We start from the raw sequence: 20,735 nt of genomic DNA on the forward strand, positions 1-20,735 counted from the left end.
TTTTTTTCATATCAATGTCGCTGCTTAGAAGTTAATATTGAGACCTACCGAAGTGGTGCGGATCGGCGAATAATACGTACCGTCCACGCTGTTCAAAGCGACCGTCGCGCCCTGACCGCCCATGCTCGTACGGGGATCGTAGCCCTTGCGCTTCGATGCGAAGAAGACGTTGTCGCAGGCGAAGTACACGCGAACGCTCTTGATGCCGATCTTGCTCATCCAGTTCGCCGGGAAGGTGTAGCCCAGCGTGATGTTGCGCAGGTTGAAGTAGGTTTTGCTGATCAGGAAACGATCCGACGAAGCGTTGATGTTCGAGTCGTTCGTGTTCCAGATCGGCGCCGAACCTTTCCCGGTCTCCGGATTCCAGGCGTCGGCATAGTTCTTCAGACGGTTCATCGGGAAATTCGCACTGCTGAACGCCGAGAAGTCGTAATCGTAGCCGTAGCCGCCGAACTGGAAGTTGGTCATAATCGTCAGGTCGAGGCTCTTCCAACGCAGCGTGGTGTTCAGGCCGCCCGTGAAATCGGGAAGCGCGCTCTTCTCCAGCAGGTACTGCGTGGCCTCGGTAGCATCGCCGGTCGTGACTTTTTCCACGCCGACAACGTTGCCGGCGTCGTCCAGAATATCCTGATCCATGTACCAAAGCGAGTTGCCCTTCTCATCCAGACCTGCGAACTGCCGCATCTCCCAGCGGTAGATGTCCTTGCCTTCGTAAATGCGCTGGTTGCCGTTGGGCATGCCCGAGACTTTGTACTCGTCGGGCAGGTTGAGCATCTTGTTGGCATAGGTGTAACCGTTGACCGACATGTCCCAGTACCAGTCCTTTTTCTGGATGAGCTTGACGTTCAAGTCGAATTCGAAGCCCGAATTGCGCAGTTTGCCGACGTTGTACCAGTCGTAGGCGCGGCCCGTCGAAATATCCTTCGTACGCTTGAAGAGCAGACCGTCCGACACGCGGATGAAGTAGTCCATCGTCAGGTTGATGCGGTCGTTCAGCAGACCCACGTCCAGACCCAGATCGAACGTCCTCTGCTTCTCCCACGTCAGATCGGGATTGCCGTAGTAATAGATCTCCGTACCCAGCTTGCCTTCGGAAATGGTAACCGTATACTGGTCGGTATAGGGATAGTAGTTGGCCAGGTCCTCGTTACCCTGCGTACCGTACGTGGCGCGGAGTTTCAGCTCCGAAAGCCAGCTGTGCGTACTCTCCATGAACTTCTCGGCTCCGATGCGCCACGAAGCGCCGACGGACCAGAACGTGCCCCAGGGATTGTATTTGAAACGCGAGGTTCCGTCGCGGCGGATACCGCCCGAGAAATAATAACGGTTGTCGTAGTTGTACTCCAGTTTGCCGAAGAAACCCTGAATGCGCAGCACGTCCTGATAGCCGTTGATCGACCCCATCTCGCCGGCGTTGTTCAGCTGCGGATTCTTGGGATCGTAAATGTTCGTCTTCTCGACCTCGGCGTAATCGCGCACCCAGCTGTTGTACTCATGCCCGATCAGCGCATTGATATTGTGGCGTCCGACGGATTTTTTGTAATTGAGCATCTGGATCAGGTTCAGATCGTAAACGTCCGTAGACTTTTTGTTGATCCGGCCCTTGGAACCGCGTCCGTCGCCGATCGTGGGGTTATAGAACAGCAGTTCGTCGGAGGCGCGATAGCCCAGCGACATGCTCGAGGTGAAGGTGAAGTCGCGCAGGAAATAGATCTCCCCGTAAGCGCGGCCCTGCAAGTTGTTGCGTTTGATGTCGCGCGTGTCCATCTTCAGCGTGGCGATGATGTTCTGGCCCGAGGTTCCGGGACGGGTCGTCGTGCCGTCGGTCTGCCCCGTACCCAGGTCGTAGACCTTGTCGCCGTTTTCGTCATACTTGATTTTCCCCTCGGCATCGCGGGCGTAGACCGGAAAAACCGGCTCCCACGAACGCGCCGTGGCGAACGCCGACGAAGCGAGGCTGCTGCCCTCCAGAATGTTGTTCTGCACCGTGTGGGCATAGGAGAGGTTGGCGCCCACCTTGATCCACGTGCGGAGCTTGGTGTTGACGTTCACACGAGCGCTGTAACGCTCGAAATCCGATTCGATCACATAGGATTCGTCCTTGAGGTAACCCAGCGAGATGAAATAGTCGGACTTCTCGTTCCCGCCGCTGACCGAAACGTTCGTCTCGTTGCGGAATCCGGTCTTGAAGAGTTCGTCCTGCAGGCGCTCGCTGTACATGCGCCGGGCCGACGGGTCGAGTTTGCCGGTCGCAGGGTCGATCAGGTAGGTCGACAAATATTTGTAGGGGTTGTAATTTCCGTGTGCCCCCAGCACCTCCTGCGAGGCATAGAGCGCCGCGGCAGCCAGATCGCCGCCTCCCTCTTCGGGGCTTGACGCCCACTTCGTGTCGCGCATCGTGCGCCACTGCGCCTCGAGGTATTCGCCCGGATCGGTGATGATGTCATACTCGGGGACAGCGCGGGTGTTGATACCGAATCGCGTGTCGACGCTGATCGTGGGATTGTCCAGGCTGCCGCGCTTGGTCGTGATGAAAACCACGCCGTTCGCGGCGCGCGAACCGTAGAGCGAGTTGGCCGTGGCGTCCTTCGACACGGAGATCGACTCGATGTCGGCCGGGTTGATGTCGGACAGGCTGCCCTGATAGGGCGAGCCGTCGAGCACGATCAGCGCGCCGGTGCCCGCATTGAGCGAACCGACGCCGCGGACGTAGATCGCAGCGTCCGTACCGGGCTGGTTGGTGGCCGTAGTCAGCTGCACGCCGGGAACCGCTCCTTCGAGCATTTTCGAAACGGTCGAAACCTGACGCTTCGCAAGCTCCTCGCCGCGGATGGTGGCGATTGATCCCGTAAGGTCTTTTTTCGTCGTCGTGCCGAAAGCGGTCACCACGACATTCTCGATGGCCTGCGCATCTTCGTGCATCACGACTTCGACATGCGTCTTTCCGGCGACAGCCACTTTCCGGGTCTCGTAACCGATGAACGAAACCGCCAGCGTAGCGTCGGCGGGTGCGGCGATGGTGAATTTACCATCCGTGCCCGTGGTCGTACCGGTCGACGTGCCGTCGACCATAACGGTTGCGCCCGCGACAGGCTTACCCTCCGCATCGGCAACTTTACCGGAAACCTGCCGGTTTTGGGCGAATCCATATACACAAAGTCCCAAAACGGCAATTAACGATAGTAGAATTTTTCTTACCATAAGCGTTAATTTTAATAAAATTTTAAAATAAAAAACAATCGCCCCGGATTCCGGATAATAAACTGCTGGATATAGGATAATTACAGCGTTCCGGAACGCATTTTCCGAGAAATGCCTAATAGTTTGGTATTAAGCGTGTAAGATATACAGACGACACCTCCGCGCGTCCGGGTTGTGTTACCAGATAGTTACCGGACAAGAAGGGTTAAACCGTGCCGTATAAGCTATTTGGTCCAATTGATATACCGTTTGGCAGTAACTTTATCATTACCTTTATCGCGGTTTGTTTATTGTTTAAAAAAGGTTAGGAAGGGAATGAGAAACACGTTCAAAGTACTGTTTTACATCAAGAAGAATGCGCCTTTACGCAATGGAAACACGCCGATCATGGGACGCATTACGATCAACGGACAGCGAACGCAGCTGTCCACGCAACTATCCGTGAATCCGAATCTCTGGGATGTGAGTATGGGACGGGCGGCAGGGCGCAGCGCGGTTGCCTCACATGTCAACGAACAACTCTCGCAGATTCGTTTCCACATCGAAAGATGTTACAACACGCTGTTTTACGAGCATGCCCTGGTCACTCCGAAAATGGTCAAGGAGATGTATTTCGGCAACGACCAGCGCAACGAAACGCTGTTGGCCTTCTTCAGGCATCACAACGAGGAGTTCAGCCGGATGGTGGGCATCAGCCGCAGCAAAACGACCTACTATAAATATAGGTGTGTTTACAAGCATCTCGAAAACTACGTCAACGACAAATTCAACCGCAAGGATTTGCTGTTCAAAGAACTCGACAAAGAGTTCCTGACGGGGTTTCACCACTACATCGCACAGGAGTGCGGACACAAGAAAAACACGACGTGGATCTACATGATCGCGTTCAAGCACATCCTCATGCTGGCCCGAAGCCGGGGGCACATGGCCAAGGACCTCTTCGCGAATTACAAACTGCGCAGCGAATTCGTCGCGCGAAACTACCTGTCCATGACCGAAATCCGCAAGCTGATCCGTCTGGACCTCGACGACATGACCTTACAGTTGGTACGCGATGCATTTTTGTTCAGTTGCTTCACGGGACTCTCCTACATCGACCTCTGCACGCTGACCCCGCAGCATATCCAGCAGGACGGCAAACAGCTGTGGATCAGCACCACCCGCCGCAAAACAGGATCTGCGGTCAACGTGCGCATCTTCGCGATACCGTACACCATTCTGCTGAAATACAAACCGATGCAGCGGAATGCGCGGATATTCCGCCTGCCGAGCAACGGCTGGTGCAACATCTGCCTCGAACGCATTATGTCTCTGGCGGGCATTCCCCGGCACATCACGTTCCATTCGGCCCGGCACACCTTCGCCACGACGATCACGCTTTCGCAGGGAATGGCGATCGAAACGATCAGCAAGCTGCTGGGGCATAAGAATATACGGACTACGCAGATTTATGCGACCATCACCCACTCGAAACTCGACGGTGACATGGAGCGGCTCTCGAAACGCCTCGATACGCTGTACCGCGATACCGACCTGGAAAAAGTCCGGGAGCGCCTTTGAGGACCGATTCACATATACGCAGAAGTTCACGCAGCTAACACATTCGCTCAAAACACCCGAAAACACCCGAAAAGGGGATTACAATTTGTAATCCCCTTGAGATGATATTTTCAAAATCGTAACCGTTATCAACCAATCTTCTACACATATGTTATACTGGTAAATTATTTTAATAATTTATTTGTAAACGAGTTAGCAATTTCATACCTTTGCTTGTGAACTTTTTTTTTTAAAAAAAACTATTAGATTAACGCTTATGGTAAGAAAAATTCTACTATCGTTAATTGCTTTATTGGGGGGGGGAATATTACTCTCGCTGGCCCAGAGTAAGCAAATTTCCGGAACAGTCACCGGTCCCGACGGGAAACCGGTCGCCGGAGCAACGGTTATGGTCGACGGCTCGCATGTCGGCACGACCTCAAACGGAGACGGTAGCTTCACCATCACGGCTCCCGGAAACGGATCGCTGGTCGTATCCTTCATCGGCTATGAAACCCAGAAGGTGGCCATCGGAGGCAAGACCCGAATCAACATCTCGCTCAAAGAAGACGCACAGGCCATCGACGACGTGATCGTAGTGGCCTTCGGTACAGCCAAGAAAGACGCCTTCACCGGAGCGGCGAAGGTGATCAAATCCGACGATCTGATAAAAACGCAGTCTTCGAACGTCGGGGACGCCCTCGTCGGCAAAATCGCCGGCGTGCAGTTCTCCTCCGCCTCGGGCCGTCCGGGTTCCGGTCAGAAGATTTACGTGCGCGGCTACGGTTCGATGAATGCCAAAAACGACCCGCTCTGGGTTGTAGACGGCGTGCCCTACGAAGGTGACATCAACAACATCAACGCTGCCGACATCGAGTCGATCAGCGTCCTCAAGGACGCCGCGTCGAACGCCCTGTACGGCTCCCGCGGCGCGAACGGCGTAATCATGGTCACAACCAAGCGTGCGAAGGCCGGCGAGGCCACCGTGACTTTCGACGGCAAGTGGGGCATCAACACCCGTGCGTTGCAGACCTACGACATCGTGGAGGATGCGGGCGAATACTACGAGATGCACTACAAGTCGCTGTACAACTATTACACGCTCGACCAGAAGTACACTCCCCTGGCTGCCAACATCGCCGCCAACAAGCTGCTGACGTCGAACGATCCCGGCGGTCTGGGTTACAACGTCTTCACCGTGCCCGACGGCCAGAACCTCATCGGCGAAAACGGCCGTCTCAATCCGCGTGCGAAGCAGGGCCGCCTGGTAACCGACGCCAAGGGCCAGCAGTTCTACCTGCAACCCGACAACTGGCTCGACGAAATCTACAAATCGTCGTCGTTCCGTCAGGAGTACAACGTCAGCGTTTCCGGCGCGACGGACCGCGCCAATTTCTTCGCATCGCTCGGCTATCTGGACAACACGGGTATCGTCGACGGTTCGAGCAACGAGCGCTACACCGCCCGTCTGCGCGCGGACTACCAGGCCAAAAAGTGGCTGAAAGTCGGCGGTAACATGTCCTACACCCATTTCGTCTGGAACAACGGCAACCAAACCAACGACGACGGCGAAGGTCAGGGCGAAGGCAACGCCGACGGCGGAAACGCATTCGCCACGGCGATCCGCATGGCGCCGATCTATCCGGTCTACATGCGCGACGGCAACGGCAACATTATGATCGACGAGTACGGATTCAAGATGTACGATACCGGCGACGGCCGCAACGGCGGCGCACTGCGCACCAACGGCGGGAAGAGCAACGACCTGCAGGACATTCAGCTCAACAAATACATCAACGAGGGCAATGCCTTCATGGCCAACGGTTTTGCCGATTTCTCCCTGTACAAGGGCCTGAAACTGACCCTCAACGGAAGCGTGTCGCTCGACGAAACCCGCGGTACGCAGGTGTCGAACCCCTACTACGGACAGTTCGCCGAATCGGGCGGCGCCGTTTTCAAGAGCCACAGTCGGGAGATCGCCTACAACATGCAGCAGTTCCTGACCTACACCAACACCTTCGCCGACGTCCACAACCTCGACCTGCTCTTCGGCCATGAAATGTACAACCGCAAATCCTACGGTCTGTACGGCTCGAAGACCATGATGTTCTCGCCGGACAACACCGAACTCAGCGGCGCCGTCGTCGACTCGTCGCGGTCGGGTTCGTCGGTTCTGGAGTACAACAACGAGGGCTACTTCTTCCGCGGACAGTACGACTACGACAACCGCATCTATTTCTCGGGATCGTACCGCCGCGACGCATCGTCGCGCTTCCACCCCGACCACCGCTGGGGCAACTTCTGGTCGCTCGGCGCAGCCTGGATCATCAACCGCGAGAGCTGGTTCAACGCTTCGTGGGTCAACATGCTGAAGGTCAAAGCATCGTACGGTTCGCAGGGTAACGACAACCTCGGATCGAAAGCGGAATCCTACTACCGCTATACCGACTACCGCGAGATCCTGAGCAGCGGCGACGGCGTTACGAGCGTACTCTACCAGAAAGGCAACCCCGACATCACCTGGGAGACCAACGCCAACCTCAATGTCGGCGTAGAGTTCGGCCTCTGGGACAACCGTCTGTCGGGTAGCATCGATGTCTTCAACCGCAAGACCACCGACATGCTGTTCGAGCTGGCCACTCCGATCGAGTCGGGTTACACGACCATTTTCACCAACATCGGCGACATGGTCAACCGCGGTCTCGAAATCGAACTGAACGCAGACCTGATCCGGACCAAAAACCTCGTGTGGGACTTCTCGCTCAACATGACCCACTACAAGAACAAGGTGACCCACCTGCCGGAGCAGTTCAAAAACAACACGACGGCCGACGGCAAACACGTGGGCCGCTGGCAGGACACCAAATTCCTCACCGAAGGGGAATCCGTCTTCTCGTTCTACGTTCCGACCTACGCGGGAGTAGACCCCGAGACCGGAAAATCGCTGTGGTACACCTACAAGACCGATGATGCCGGCAACAAGGAGCGCATCAAGACCTCCGATTACTCGGTGGCCTCGCAGGAGGGCCGCGAAATGCACGGAGACGCCCTGCCGGACGTTTACGGCGGTTTCGGCACGTCGCTGCGCTTCTACGGCGTCGATTTCTCGATCGGCTTCACCTACCAGCTCGGCGGACAGGTTCTCGACCAGGGCTACAGGTTCTACATGAACTCCCCGGCAGGAACGTCGACCGGAAACAACTACCACCACGACCTGCTCAATTCGTGGACTCCCGAGAACTCCGGTTCGAACATTCCGCGTTTTGCTTACAACGACTCGAATCAGGCAGCCGTCTCGGACCGTTTCCTCACCAGCGCATCGTACCTGAACATCCAGAACATCACGCTCGGATATACGCTGCCCAAGCGTATCACGCGCAAGTTCCTCGTCGAGAATCTGCGTATCTACCTCGCCTGCGACAATGTATGGTACTGGTCCAAGCGTCAGGGTCTCGACCCGCGTCAGTCCATCAACGGAATCACGAACCCGTACTACTACGCCCCGATTCGCACCTTCTCGGGCGGTGTAACCGTAACGTTCTAATTTGTTAAACGACGAATATTATGAAAATGAACAACATACTGAAAACAACGGCGCTGCTTCTCGGTTCATCCGTGCTTCTTTCGGGCTGTATCAAGGAGACCTTCCCCGAAAGCGGATACGCCACCAGCGATCAGACTGCCGAATCTCCGTTCGCAAAGGAGGGTCTTATCACTGCGATGCCGACGGTGCTCATCACCAACTATATAGACCTCGGCGAGCACATCGACTTCGGCTACCCGGGCATCTTCGGCGCCACCGACCGCATGGTCGGCGAGGTGTTCCCCGTCAGCGGCAACCTGCCGGGCGGCAACCAGTACTACGACCGCTGGCAGGCATGGCTCTATCCGGGCAACTCGACCGGATTGGCAGCGAACGGCACGATGTCCCCGTTCTTCTACACCAACTATTACAAGTTCATCTTCACGGCCAATGAGGCCATCGACATCGCAAACCAGAGCGAAGGCGCAGAGGAGATGATGGGCATTGCCAAGACTTTCCGCGCGCTCTGCTACCTCGACCTGGCCCGTCTCTACGACGCGCTGCCGGCCAAGGCTCCCGAACGTCCCGCCTACGAGACCGAGCTGGAAGCCGTCAAGGGGCTGACCGTTCCCATCGTCCGGGAAGATACGAGCATGGAGGAACTGGAGAACAACCCGCGCGTATCGCGTGAGGAGATGTTCAAGTTCATCTTCGAGGACCTCAACACCGCCGAGACCCTGCTGGCCAACTATACGCCGGCAACGAAAAACCTGCCCTCGCTGGCCGTGATCTACGGACTCAAGGCCCGCGCCTACCTCTGGCTGGGCGGATTCACCGAATCGTATGCGGAAGTTCCGACCGGCGACGCCGCTTACCGTCTGGCCGCCGAATACGCCCGCAAGGCCATCGACGCTTCGGGCTGCACGATTATGACCGAAAGCCAGTGGCTCGACCCGAAGACCGGGTTCAACACGGTCAATTCGTCGTGGATGTGGGCCATGATCCAGACCACCGACACCGTGCTCAACAACCTGCTGTCGTGGTCGGCCCACATGGCGACCGAGGCTATCTGGGGTTACGGCTACGGAGCGCAGCCGGGTATCTCGGTATTCAGCTACAACCGCATTTCGTCGGGCGACTTCCGCAAAAAGAGCTTTGTCGGAGCCGACCGCTCGTTCGACGCCATCGCACCCTATACGACCCTGACCGAGGAGGAGTTCGCAACGATAGCCCCCTACGCATCGTTTAAGTTCCACGCGGCCAACGGCGAAAAACGAAACTATTCCACGGGTAACGTGACGAGCATCCCGATGATGCGTGTCGAGGAGATGTACCTGATCGAGGCCGAGGCTACGGCGCACTACGACGCCACCACCGGCAAGTCGCTGTTGCAGTCGTTCATGGCCAACCGCGATCCGGCCTATACGGTTCCGGCGGCCAACGACCTGATCGACGAGATCATTTTCCAGAAGCGGATCGAGTTCTGGGGCGAGGGCGTCATCTTCTACGACCTGAAGCGTCTGAACATCGGCATGCACAACGGCGACACCGGCACGAACGCTCCCCCGATGGCCCAGCTTTCCACGGACGGACGCGCCCCCTGGTGGAACTGCGTGTTCCCGCTGAACGCCGTACAGCAGAATAAGGCGCTTGCGGGCAAGAACAACCCCAACCCGACCCAAACGGTCAAGTCTGTTAAATAAAAAACATCGCTATTTATGAAAAGTATAAAAATATTCTTTCTGGCGACTGTCGCCATCGTCGCGGGGCTGTTCACGGCCTGCAGCGACGATGACTTCAAAGCAGGTCCCGAGGTCGACGGCGCACAGGTCTACTTCCCCGAGAATGTGACCACCCAGCATAGCATCAGCGACGACGTCTCCTCCATCGCCATCCCGGTAAAACGCATCGCCAAGGACGAGGCGCTGACCGTAGCGGTTCTCGCCAGCGACGAGTCGGGTCTGTTCACCATTCCGTCGTCGGTATCGTTCGCAGCCGGCAAGGAGACTTCCGAACTGCTGATCACCTTCGACCGCACCAAACTCGAAGACGGCAAGGAATACCCCCTTTCGTTCCTGATCAACGACGAGGACAACACGACGCCCTACGGCAACCGCAGCCTCGATATTACGGTTATGCCCTGGCCGTGGGTGAAAATGGGAACCGGCAAATTCCGCGAAGGCTGGTTGAGCGATGTATTCACCGGCAATATGTTCGAAATCGATGTCACGGTACACAGCCATAAGTCGAAAGAAGGTATCTACATGGTTGAAGAGATGCTCGGCTGGCCTTATATGACCGAATTCTTCGGAGCTACGCAAGAGGAGCTTTCGGAGCAGTTCAGCTACACTCCGTCCAATATCGTCATCGATTGCAGCAATGCGACTCAAGTGACGATTGAAGAACAATGGTCGGGTATTACCGAAAACAGTAACGGTTACGGAAACTTTATGATCGCCTCGGCGGAACCCGGCACATTGGTCAACGGCGTCATCACCTTCCCGAAGGACGGATTGACCGCAAAACTCGTCGGATTGGATCGCGAATTTCCCGCTAACAGTCAAGGTACGTTCCGCATCATGCTGCCGGGCGCCGAAATAGTCGACTATACGCTCTCCGCCGTATACGACGGCATGAAGGTCAGCGCCGACGGAGAGACGGCGAGCGCCGTCATCGACTTCACCTACGGCGCCGACGTTACGAACATCCGCTATGTTCTCGTCGAAAATGAATTGACCGAGGCCGAAACCGCTACGCTTGTCGCAGCGATCGCCGACGGATCAGCCGAGAACATCAACGAGTTGCAGGACTTCACCGTAGGCGGCGAGAAAGTCTCCGCCGAAGCCGTACTGCCTGGACCCGGAACCTATACCGTAGTCGCCCTGCCCCTTGACAAAGCGCAAAAACCGGTTTCCGGCGAAGCTTCCGCAGCATCGTTCTACTTCCCGGGCATAGGAGGGACCTCGGTTCCCAACGACATCGCCGGCTCGCTCTATAAAGTCAGCGCCTATCCCGATGCCGCAGCATATGTATCGGAGTATCCCGATTACTCATCGGCCGTGTACGAGATCACCGGCACGGAGATGAAGAAGATCAAAACCTACTTCAACAAAACTTCCATAATCGACAATATCGAGATTCAAACCGGAGGCCTGACCCTGCAGGATGTAGTCGATAAATACGGTAAAGAACTCAATGCCGATGCGATGGAAGAACTCGCAACGACCGGAAAATATTGGGACATAATGATCAATCTGACACCGGGCGCATCCTATACGCTGGTTGTCGAAGCAACGAACAACTACGGCAAGAAAAAACTGATCGTGTGCGAACCGTTCGTGACGGACATACCGCCCTATACCGGAGAGTTGATCATCGGGAAATACGGCATGTCCTACGCGGCCAGCGCTGAAGACACGTTCGAAAATGTATTCGAGGTAATACCTACCGTCGGAAGCAACACCGAATTTTTCGTGAAGGATTTCGCCGTAGAGGACGGCACCCAATGGTACGCAACCTATGACTCGGCCAAGTCGACGCTCACGATGAGCGGCGTGCAGCTCGGCCGGGAGGACAACGGCAACCTGCTCGGCAAATTCACGGAGGCGCTCACCCCGGACAAGTCCCGCGGTTACGGTATCTTCTCGTTCGCAACCGAAGAGAGCGAAGGCAGCGATCCGATCGTATTGACGATCGATCCGGCGTCGAAACAAGTTTCAGCGCTGACGACCGACGTCGAGGTTCCCGTTGCTGATTTCACCGTCAACAAGATCGTCGGAGCCTTGGCAGCATACTATGCCGACGGAACGACCATCACGAAGCAGAGCGGAACGACATCCGCAGCATCCGCAGCCAAAGTTCAGGGCGTCCGCACGAAGATCCCGTTCAGCAGCGTCCGTGTTCCGGCCCATATCGGGAAGTCGCTCGACAGCCGTGGTCTCCAGATGAACGCCACATTCGTCAGGAACAGCGACAACACGAACCACGGCGTCCGCACGTTAAGCGTGAAGACGGCGAAATGCGAGCCGCTGCCGAAACAGATCGGCCGCCGCGCCGATTTCAAAATCCGCGAAAACCTCCCGGTTTTGAAATAACCGACGCATATTGTTCCACACGACCCGACACAGTCCGAGCGACCGTGTCGGGTTCTGTGGTCCAATGAAACGAAACATCGGTCACGACATGCACTAATATTAGGATTATAAGATTATGACAAGGACAACAACTTTATGGAGCCTGCTGCTCCTGTCTGCGGCGCTCGCCCTGGGGTCGTGCACCAAGGATGCGACGGAGCAGGCGACGGGTCCCGAACCGGAAGCGAAAGCGGCCTCCAAACTCGTATTCTCGTCGGAGAACGCCGTCAGGGGCGAACTGCTGGTCTGCTTCGGCGAAGAGGCCGTAGCGGGCATCGAATCGTCGGTCATGCAGGTTACGCGTTCGGGCGGCGTCGCCACCCGTTCGGGCATCGCTGATTTCGACGCCGTGCTCGGCAGCATCGGGGTAAAGGCGTTACAGCGTCTGTTCCCGGTAGACGAACGGAACGAGGAGCGCACGCGCGCCGCCGGTCTGCACCGCTGGTACGTTGTGGAGTTCGACGCCGCCGCCGATCTCGACAAGGCGGCCCTCGACATGGCCCGGATCGCCGAAGTGAGCAAGGTGGAATTCAACCAGCAGCTGATGCACGTGCACGAAGGCCGGGTCATCCCGCTGGCCGAAACCGGCGCTGCGCCGCAGACCCGTGCGGCCGTCGGGTTCAACGATCCCCACCTGGGCAAACAATGGCACTACATCAACACCGGCGACAAGTCGATCTATTCGAAGATCAAGGCGGGAGCCGATGTCAACTGCGACGAGGCTTGGAAGCTCTGCACGGGCGACCCGCGCGTTATCGTCGCGGTCGTGGACAACTGCGTGCAGTGGGACCATCCCGACCTGGCCGCCAACATGTGGACCAACACCGCCGAGCTGAACGGCTCGGAAGGCCGTGACGACGACTCGAACGGCTATGCCGACGACATACACGGGTTCAACTTCGTCGACAATACGACGCTGACCATCAGCACCAAAGGCGATGCACCGGACCACGGCACGCACGTGGCAGGAACGGTCGCAGCCGTGAACAACAACGGCACGGGCGTCGCAGGCATCGCAGGCGGCTCGGGCAAAAACGACGGCGTGAAGATCATGTCCTGTCAGATTTACCACGACAAAGACGGCGGCGACGTGGCCATGGCGGCCAAGGCCATCAAATACGCCGCCGACAACGGCGCGGCGATCATCCAGTGCAGCTACGGCTACCCTGCCGGCTCGGTAACCTCCGACACGGCCTATTCCAGCGGCGCCAGCGCCGAGAAGCGGGCCATCGACTACTTCATCGCCAAACAGAACTGTGCGGCCGTCAGCGGCGGACTGGCCATATTCGCCGCCGGCAACGACATGACCGGCATGTCGAGCTACCCCGGCGCTTACCGCGACTACATCTCCGTAACGGCCATGTCGTGCGACTACACCCCGGCCTACTACACCAACTACGGTCCCGCCTGCAACATTGCGGCTCCCGGCGGCGACGCCTACCAGTCGTATCTGGAAAACATAAATACCGGAGCGTCCGAGGTGTTATCGACCGTCAACGGCGGAAAGTACGGCTACATGCAGGGCACGTCGATGGCCTGCCCCCACGTTTCGGGCGTGGCGGCGCTCGGGCTGTCCTATGCGCTGCAACTCGGCAAGACCTTCACCCAGAACGAATTCACGACGCTGCTGCTGACATCGGTAAACGACATCAACCAATACTGCACCGGAACGAAACAGTATTTCACAGACAAGGGCAGTCTGGCGACGCTCGACCTGTCGCAGTACAAAAAGGGAATGGGCACGGGTTACATCGACGCCTACCAGGTGCTGATGAACGTCCGCGGCATCACCTGCATCCCGATTCCCGTCGGCAGCCAGTACACGCTGAACCTGCAACCGTACCTCGGCGGCGGAAATCTGGACTTGAAGATTACGGAAATCTCCATTTCGGCCGAAGACATGAACCGGCTGGGCATTTCGGCGAACCCGACCATATTCGCCAACCAGATCATCCTCAAGTGCACCAAACCCGGTTCGGCGGTGGTCCGGATCAAGCTGCTCGCCGGAAACGGCAACAACAGCGGAATGAACGGCATGCCGATCACGAAGGAATTCGCCTTCATCGCACGTGAGGTTCATTCCCAGAACGGAGGTTGGTTATAAAACAAGGGCACATTATGAAAAACATCAAACTGTTATTGATCGGCCTCGCCGCGGCGTTCGCGCTGACCGGGTGCGGCGATTCGTCCAAGGATACGCCCGAACCCGAGGGCGACGGCAACGTCGTCGGCAGCTGGCATCTGGTTTCGTGGAGTTCGCTCCAGTCCGCCGACGTCTACCTCTCGTTCAGCGAGTCCGGTTCGTTCGACATCTACCAGCGGCTCTACAAGCCCGAATACGTCCATCTGGACGGCACGTATTCCTACGACAAACCCACGCTCAGCGGCCGGTACAGCGACAACACCCCGTGGGGAAGCGCCTCGTACCGGGTTTCGTTCAACGCGGACGGAACACGGATGACGCTGACCAGCACTTCGAGCACGAGCGACGTCTCGGTCTTCGTCAAGGCCGAAATCCCGTCGGAGATCATCTCCGGCGCGCTGGAGTCCACACCCCAAAGCAGGGCCGAAGATATGCCGCGGTTCCTCTGAACCGCCGTCCTGCCGGCATGCGCCGCAACCCTTCACCGGGTTGCGGCGTTTTGTTTCCGGGCGAAGGCCGCGCCGCGCACGGGACTCTTCCGCACCCCGGCATGCAACTTGCCGAAGCAATAAAAAAGCCGGCAGTAGCGCCGGAAAAATATTTTTCGTAAATTTGTGCCAAAACAAAACAAAAAAGGTTTATGGCAATTACCGAAATACTTCCCGGCATCCACTACGTCGGGGTCAATGACCGCACCACCACGCGCTTCGAAGCCCTCTGGTCGCTTCCGATGGGCGTGTCGTACAACGCCTATCTGGTCGCAGGCGAAAAGATCGCCCTGATCGACACCGTCGAAGAGTCCTTCGGCAGCCGCCTCGAAGCCAACATCCGCGAGGCCATCGGCGAAAGGAAGATCGATTATCTGGTCGTCAACCACATGGAACCCGACCACTCGTCGTCGATCGCGGCGCTGCGCCGCATCTATCCCGACATCGAGATCGTCGGCAATGCCAAGACGCTCCAGATGATCGAAGGGTTTTACGGCATCGCCGGGGGCACGGTCGAGGTCAAGGAGGGCGACACGCTCGATCTGGGCGGCAAGACGCTGTCGTTCCACATGATCCCGATGGTGCACTGGCCCGAGACGATGGTCACGTGGTGCGCCGGCGACCGGACGCTCTTCTCCGGCGACGCCTTCGGCACGTTCGGGGCGCTCGACGGCGGCATCACCGATTCGCAGGTCGAGACCGACCGCTACTGGGACGAGATGCGCCGCTACTACGCCTGCATCGTGGGCAAGTACGGCGGTCCCGTGCAGAAGGCGCTCCAGAAGGTCCGCACGCTGCCCGTCGGAACGATCTGTTCGACGCACGGACCCGTATGGCAGCGGCAGATCGCAAAGGTTCTGGATATTTACGACCGTCTGAGCCGCTACGAAGGCGAACCGGGCGTGGTCGTGGCCTACGCCTCGATGTACGGCAACACGGAGCAGATGGCCGAGCGCATCGCGCGCGAACTGGCCTCGCGGGAGGTCGGCCCGATCCGGGTCTACAACCTCTCCTACGCCGACCCGTCAGTGGTCCTGCGCGACGTTTTCCGTTTCGACACGCTGATCGTCGGCGGCCCGACCTACAACGGCAACCTGTTCCCGCCCGTGGCCGAACTGCTCGACCGCATCGCCGCGCGCGGCATTCCCCGGCGCAGATTCGGCTGGTTCGGTTCGTTCTGCTGGGCCGGAGCCTCGGTGCGCCTGCTCGCGGAGTTCGCCCAGAAGATGAAGTGGGAACCCCTGTGCGATCCCGTGGAGATGAAACAGGGCTACTCGCACGAGATGTGCGATCCCTGCGCAACGCTGGCGGAGGCTGTCGCCGGATGCAGGTGCGGAAAATAGAACGACGCAGGGGCGGTCTTCGGACCGCCCTTTTTCGTACTGCGGCGGGGATATTTCGAAAAAAAGACTATATTTACATTCCGAAAGAAAAAACTCCAGGAATTATGATGAAAATTGCAATCGTGGGAACGGGTTACGTAGGACTCGTATCGGGGGCCTGCTTCGCCGAAATGGGACTCGACATCACCTGCGTGGACATAGACGCCGAAAAGATAGAGGGTCTGAACGCAGGCGTTATCCCGATCTACGAGCCGGGACTTGAGGAGCTTGTGCGGCGCAACGTGGAGGCGGGACGCCTGCATTTCACCACCGACCTCACAGAGTGCCTGCCCCATGTCGAGGTGGTCTTCTCGGCCGTCGGAACCCCGCCCGACGAGGACGGTTCGGCCGACCTGAAATACGTTCTCGACGTGGCCCGCACCTTCGGTCGCCACATCCGGAAATACACCGTGCTGGTCACCAAGAGCACCGTCCCCGTGGGCACGGCGCAGAAGGTGCGCGCCGTGATCGAGGAGGAACTCGAGAAGCGCGGCTGCAAGGTCCCGTTCGACGTCGCCTCGAACCCCGAATTCCTGAAGGAAGGTGCGGCGATCAAGGACTTCATGTCGCCCGACCGCGTGGTCGTGGGCGTCGACAGCGAACGGGCGCGCAAGCTGATGGCCAAGCTCTACCGGCCGTTCCTGATCACCAATTTCCGCGTGCTGTTCATGGACATTCCCTCGGCCGAGATGACCAAATACGCAGCCAACGCCATGCTCGCGACGCGCATTTCGTTTATGAACGAGATCGCCAATCTGTGCGACCGCGTGGGCGCCGACGTGGAGATGGTCCGCAAGGGCATCGGCTCCGACGCCCGCATCGGCAACAAGTTCCTCTACCCCGGCTGCGGCTACGGCGGTTCATGCTTCCCGAAGGACGTGAAGGCGCTGGCCCACACGGCCCGGGAACACGGCTACACGATGCAGGTCATCGAGGCCGTCGAGCGGGTCAACGAGCAGCAGAAAGGGATTGTTTTCGAGAAATTGCAGACCGCGTTGGGCGACCTGCGGGGCAAGGTCGTCGCAATCTGGGGGCTGGCCTTCAAACCCGAGACCGACGACATGCGCGAAGCTCCGGCAACGGTGGTGATCGGCCGCCTGCTCGATGCCGGAGCCGAGGTGCGGGCCTACGACCCCGTGGCGATGCCCGAAAGCCGCCGCCGGATGGCCGACCTGCCGATCCGCTACGCCCAGACGATGTACGAGGCCGCCGAAGGCGTCGACGCTGTGGCCCTCCTGACCGAATGGAAGGAGTTGCGCATGCCCGACTGGACACAGCTGCGCGCGACGATGCGGGGCGACGCGGTCGTCGACGGCCGCAACATTTTCGACAAGCCCGAGGTCGAAGCGGCGGGATTCCGCTACTTCGGCATCGGAAAATAAAAAACCGGCCCGCGGAAGCGGGCCGGTTCTCTTTCAGATCACAGCATCGGAACCACCGTCACGTAGATCGCTGCGATGATGGCCGACGTGATGACGCCCATGATATTGGCTCCCAGCGCGTCGGGCAGGATCATCGACGAGGGGTTGTCGTGCGCGACGATCTTCTGCGCGACCTTGGCCGTCGTGGGCACGCAGCTGACGGCGGCGATACCGATGACGGGGTTGAAATTGCCCCGCTTGAAGAAATACATGAGGTAACCGCCCAAAATGCCCCCGATGCCCGAAATCAGCAGGGCAAGAATCCCCAGGACGAGCAGTTTGAGCACCGTGGGGTCGAGCAGCGTGTGCGCGTCGCACAGCACGCCCAGCAGGATTCCCAGGAAAAACGTCGAACCGTAGAGCATCGGTCCGCTGATGAAATCGTTCACATGCTTGAGTCCCGACTCCTTGATCACCACACCGATGAAGAGCGAGAAGAAGAGCGGAGCGGCCACCGGGAAGAGCAGGCACAGGATCACGCACATCACCACGGCGAACGAAATCTTGGTCGCGGCGCTGTACTGCTTCACCGGTTTCTTCGCCGGTTTCATCTTGATGGCGCGCAGACGCTTGGGGACCATCGCCCGCACCAGGTAGGGATAGCCGCCGTAGGTCAGGCCGAGATAGAGATAGGCGACGACGGTGATCGGCACGAAGATCTCCTTCGAGAGGTTGAGCGAAGTGAAAAGCACCATCGGCCCGTCGGCCCCGCCGACCATCGCGATCGAGGCGCTGTCGCTGGGACTCAACCCCATCGAATAGGCGATCGGCAGCACAGCGAACGTGCCCAGCTCGGCGCACAGCGCGAGGAACATGCTCTGCAAGGGCTTCGCCAGCACGAAATTGATGTCGAGCATCGTCCCGATGCCCATGAAAATCAGACAGGCTATCAGTCCGTTGCTGAACGTGAAGGTGTAGATCGGTTGCAGGAAGTCGATCTGCAAAATGTTCATCAGCTGGTCGGTTTCCGTGACCATGGGGTCCAGAAACAGGTTGCCGTGCATGCCGCCCGGAAAAATCAGCACCCCGGCGTTCACCGCCGCCATGCCCAGCCCCATCGGAATCATCACCAGCGGTTCGAGCACGCCCCTGCGCCCCAGGTAAACCAGCAGGATGCCCAACAGAATCAGCCCGATACGCGCATACATGATCGCGGAATCGGCTTGCAGCAGGGTCGAGATTCCCTGGAAAATATTGCCAAGATCAAACCGTTCCATGGTGCAGCTCGTATAAACGGGTCATCTCGCTGTCTTGCCGTGCGGCATCCCCGGGGGTGCCGAGGTGGTATTCGGCCAGAGCGTCCATCGCATGGTCCGCATCCGGATCGGCGGAAACGTCCCCGCCGATCCGGGCGACCGAACGGATGTAGCGGTCGGTACGCGCAATGTCCATGCGGTAGGCGCGGCCCCATATGCGGCCTTTTCTCAACAGCGCGGAGATCTCCGTTCCGTTAAGCCGGGAGAAGAAAAACGTCATCAGTTTGAGTACGTACGCGAAGGCCATTCCCACGATAAACGTGAAGCCCATCATCAGCGACGTCTCCCCGATCATATGCATCAAATCCATTTTTTTACATTCATCAAAGTTTTACCATCGGGTGTGCCGGAACATTCTGCGCATGCGGCAAAGCATGCCGAACGTCGTTCGCCGCACCGGCGTCGGTGCGACAGCCCGGAGTCCGCACACGGAAATCCGACGTACGATGCACGGACGGCATCATACGCTTGAAAGCGAAAGGATTTGACGGCTAAATGACCAGAACGCCGAACCGGAGGTAGTCGGCGCGATGGAAAGGCAGGGCGGTCTGCCCGCCGCGCAATAAAGAAGAGACGACGTATTTCGTGCAGCAGCCCTGCGCCAGCGGGAAATGCCGCCCGGAGCAGACGTCACGGTCGCCGCCCGACACCCGCTGCGGACCTTCCACCGGCTTGCGCAGCGACCGCACGGGGCAAGGCACGGCCGTCCGGACGGTCTCCGTCGCCACGCAGTCCCCGTATTTGAAACCGGCAAGGAAACATTCCGCCGTCTGCCGGACCGCAGCCGCAGCCGGCACTCCGGACTTCGCCCCCGAATCCATGACGGACGAGAGGGAGGAGACCAGCAGAAAGAGGAATATGAAGACCGATGTTTTCATAGCGTACGGAAATACCCGTACCACAAATTTAGTACAAATCCGGAAGACAAGCAAGTTCGCGGCGGTTTTCTTTCAATTCATTTCCGGCCAGAGGTCGGACGAAGCCGTTCTCCGCCCCCGACCGGCCATGCAGGCCAGCCGGACGGGCACAAAAAAGGCCGGGAAATCCCGGCCCGGAAGGTATGGACTGCGTCTACCTGCGCACCTTGACGATGATCTTGCGCACCGTGCCCTCGCCCACCATCGGGGCGTGCCCGTCCTCGGGGAAAAGCACCGTAAACTGCCCCGGACGCATCGTGTAATAGGTCTGCGGCACGTCGTCGAAGAGCTGGATGTCATTCTCGACGCTGAATTCGCCCAGCGGCTTCTTGAGCTCCCTGCGCTCGCTCCAGCCGAAGGACTCCTCCTCGCCCCGGATGAGAACCTGGATGTCGATGTACTCGTTGTGGATTTCGAGTTTGGCGTCGGGCTTCTGTTTCAGCTCGCGCTCCATGACGTTGACGTAGATGTCCTTGCCGTCGAGTTCGTGAATACCCGGTTCCATCGTCGTCCAGTCGGTCGAGGCGATCAGTTCGAAAGCCTGTTTCATGCGCGGGCTTACGCCGTAGTAAAGCGCGCTGTTTTTCAGAGAGTCTAAAATCATATTCTTTATTTGTTTTTCGGTTCTGCGTTCGTCCGCCGCCGAATTCTGCGACCCCGCGGAGCGAATACAAAGTTAACAAGATTTTTTGTTTTGACAAAGTGGCGGAAAAAGCATTATATTTGATGTCG

The 20,735-nt window shown here is 58.1% G+C and carries 13 protein-coding genes; 8 read left to right on the forward strand and 5 right to left on the reverse strand.

The features are described 5' to 3' along the window. Positions 1–24 precede the first annotated feature (24 nt). A complete protein-coding gene (locus DWW03_RS00090) occupies positions 25–3,201 on the reverse strand; it encodes a SusC/RagA family TonB-linked outer membrane protein (protein ID WP_022062251.1) in 3,177 nt (1,058 codons plus the stop codon). 315 nt (positions 3,202–3,516) lie between these two features. Between DWW03_RS00090 and DWW03_RS00095 the strand changes: the two genes are divergently transcribed. The 8 genes from DWW03_RS00095 (at position 3,517) to DWW03_RS00130 (ending at position 17,791) form a co-directional block, all read left to right on the forward strand. Next, positions 3,517–4,761: a site-specific integrase gene (locus DWW03_RS00095; protein WP_022062250.1), complete on the forward strand. Its 1,245-nt coding sequence runs from the start codon at positions 3,517–3,519 to the stop codon at positions 4,759–4,761. A 256-nt stretch (positions 4,762–5,017) separates the two neighbouring features. Then, the gene (locus tag DWW03_RS00100) at positions 5,018–8,284 is read left to right on the forward strand and encodes a SusC/RagA family TonB-linked outer membrane protein (protein WP_044054535.1); all 3,267 of its coding nucleotides are present in this window, start codon (positions 5,018–5,020) and stop codon (positions 8,282–8,284) included. Between the two features lie 20 nt (positions 8,285–8,304). Continuing rightward, positions 8,305–9,966 carry a RagB/SusD family nutrient uptake outer membrane protein gene (locus tag DWW03_RS00105; RefSeq protein WP_022062248.1) on the forward strand — a complete coding sequence of 554 codons (1,662 nt, stop codon included), beginning with the start codon at positions 8,305–8,307 and terminating at the stop codon, positions 9,964–9,966. Positions 9,967–9,981: 15 nt separating this feature from the next. After that, entirely contained in the window at positions 9,982–12,357 is a 2,376-nt protein-coding gene (locus DWW03_RS00110) for a hypothetical protein (protein WP_022062247.1), read from the forward strand. 115 nt (positions 12,358–12,472) lie between these two features. Next, a complete protein-coding gene (locus DWW03_RS00115; RefSeq protein WP_118406062.1) occupies positions 12,473–14,500 on the forward strand; it encodes a S8 family serine peptidase in 2,028 nt (675 codons plus the stop codon). A 14-nt stretch (positions 14,501–14,514) separates the two neighbouring features. Then, complete coding sequence (locus DWW03_RS00120) at positions 14,515–14,988, forward strand: hypothetical protein (protein WP_015547636.1); 474 nt, start codon at positions 14,515–14,517, stop codon at positions 14,986–14,988. 191 nt (positions 14,989–15,179) lie between these two features. Then, on the forward strand, positions 15,180–16,370 hold the full coding sequence (locus DWW03_RS00125; RefSeq protein WP_118406063.1) for an FprA family A-type flavoprotein: 1,191 nt from the start codon (positions 15,180–15,182) through the stop codon (positions 16,368–16,370). Between the two features lie 107 nt (positions 16,371–16,477). Continuing rightward, on the forward strand, positions 16,478–17,791 hold the full coding sequence (locus DWW03_RS00130; protein WP_181989595.1) for a UDP-glucose dehydrogenase family protein: 1,314 nt from the start codon (positions 16,478–16,480) through the stop codon (positions 17,789–17,791). 38 nt (positions 17,792–17,829) lie between these two features. Here DWW03_RS00130 and DWW03_RS00135 read toward each other — a convergent pair whose 3' ends face one another. The 4 genes from DWW03_RS00135 to DWW03_RS00150 form a co-directional block, all read right to left on the reverse strand. Further along, positions 17,830–19,047: a sodium ion-translocating decarboxylase subunit beta gene (locus DWW03_RS00135; protein ID WP_022062242.1), complete on the reverse strand. Its 1,218-nt coding sequence runs from the start codon at positions 19,045–19,047 to the stop codon at positions 17,830–17,832. After that, the gene (locus tag DWW03_RS00140) at positions 19,034–19,396 is read right to left on the reverse strand and encodes a hypothetical protein (RefSeq protein ID WP_118406064.1); all 363 of its coding nucleotides are present in this window, start codon (positions 19,394–19,396) and stop codon (positions 19,034–19,036) included. The genes DWW03_RS00135 and DWW03_RS00140 overlap by 14 nt, the downstream gene beginning before the upstream one ends. Before the next feature lie 181 nt (positions 19,397–19,577). Next, a complete protein-coding gene (locus DWW03_RS00145; protein WP_022062240.1) occupies positions 19,578–19,964 on the reverse strand; it encodes a hypothetical protein in 387 nt (128 codons plus the stop codon). A 193-nt stretch (positions 19,965–20,157) separates the two neighbouring features. Next, positions 20,158–20,607, reverse strand: coding sequence for a YhcH/YjgK/YiaL family protein (locus DWW03_RS00150; protein WP_022062239.1), 450 nt, complete (start codon positions 20,605–20,607; stop codon positions 20,158–20,160). Positions 20,608–20,735 lie beyond the last annotated feature (128 nt).

It is taken from the genome of Alistipes sp. AF14-19 (genome assembly GCF_003461645.1).
Classification (GTDB): domain Bacteria; phylum Bacteroidota; class Bacteroidia; order Bacteroidales; family Rikenellaceae; genus Alistipes; species Alistipes shahii.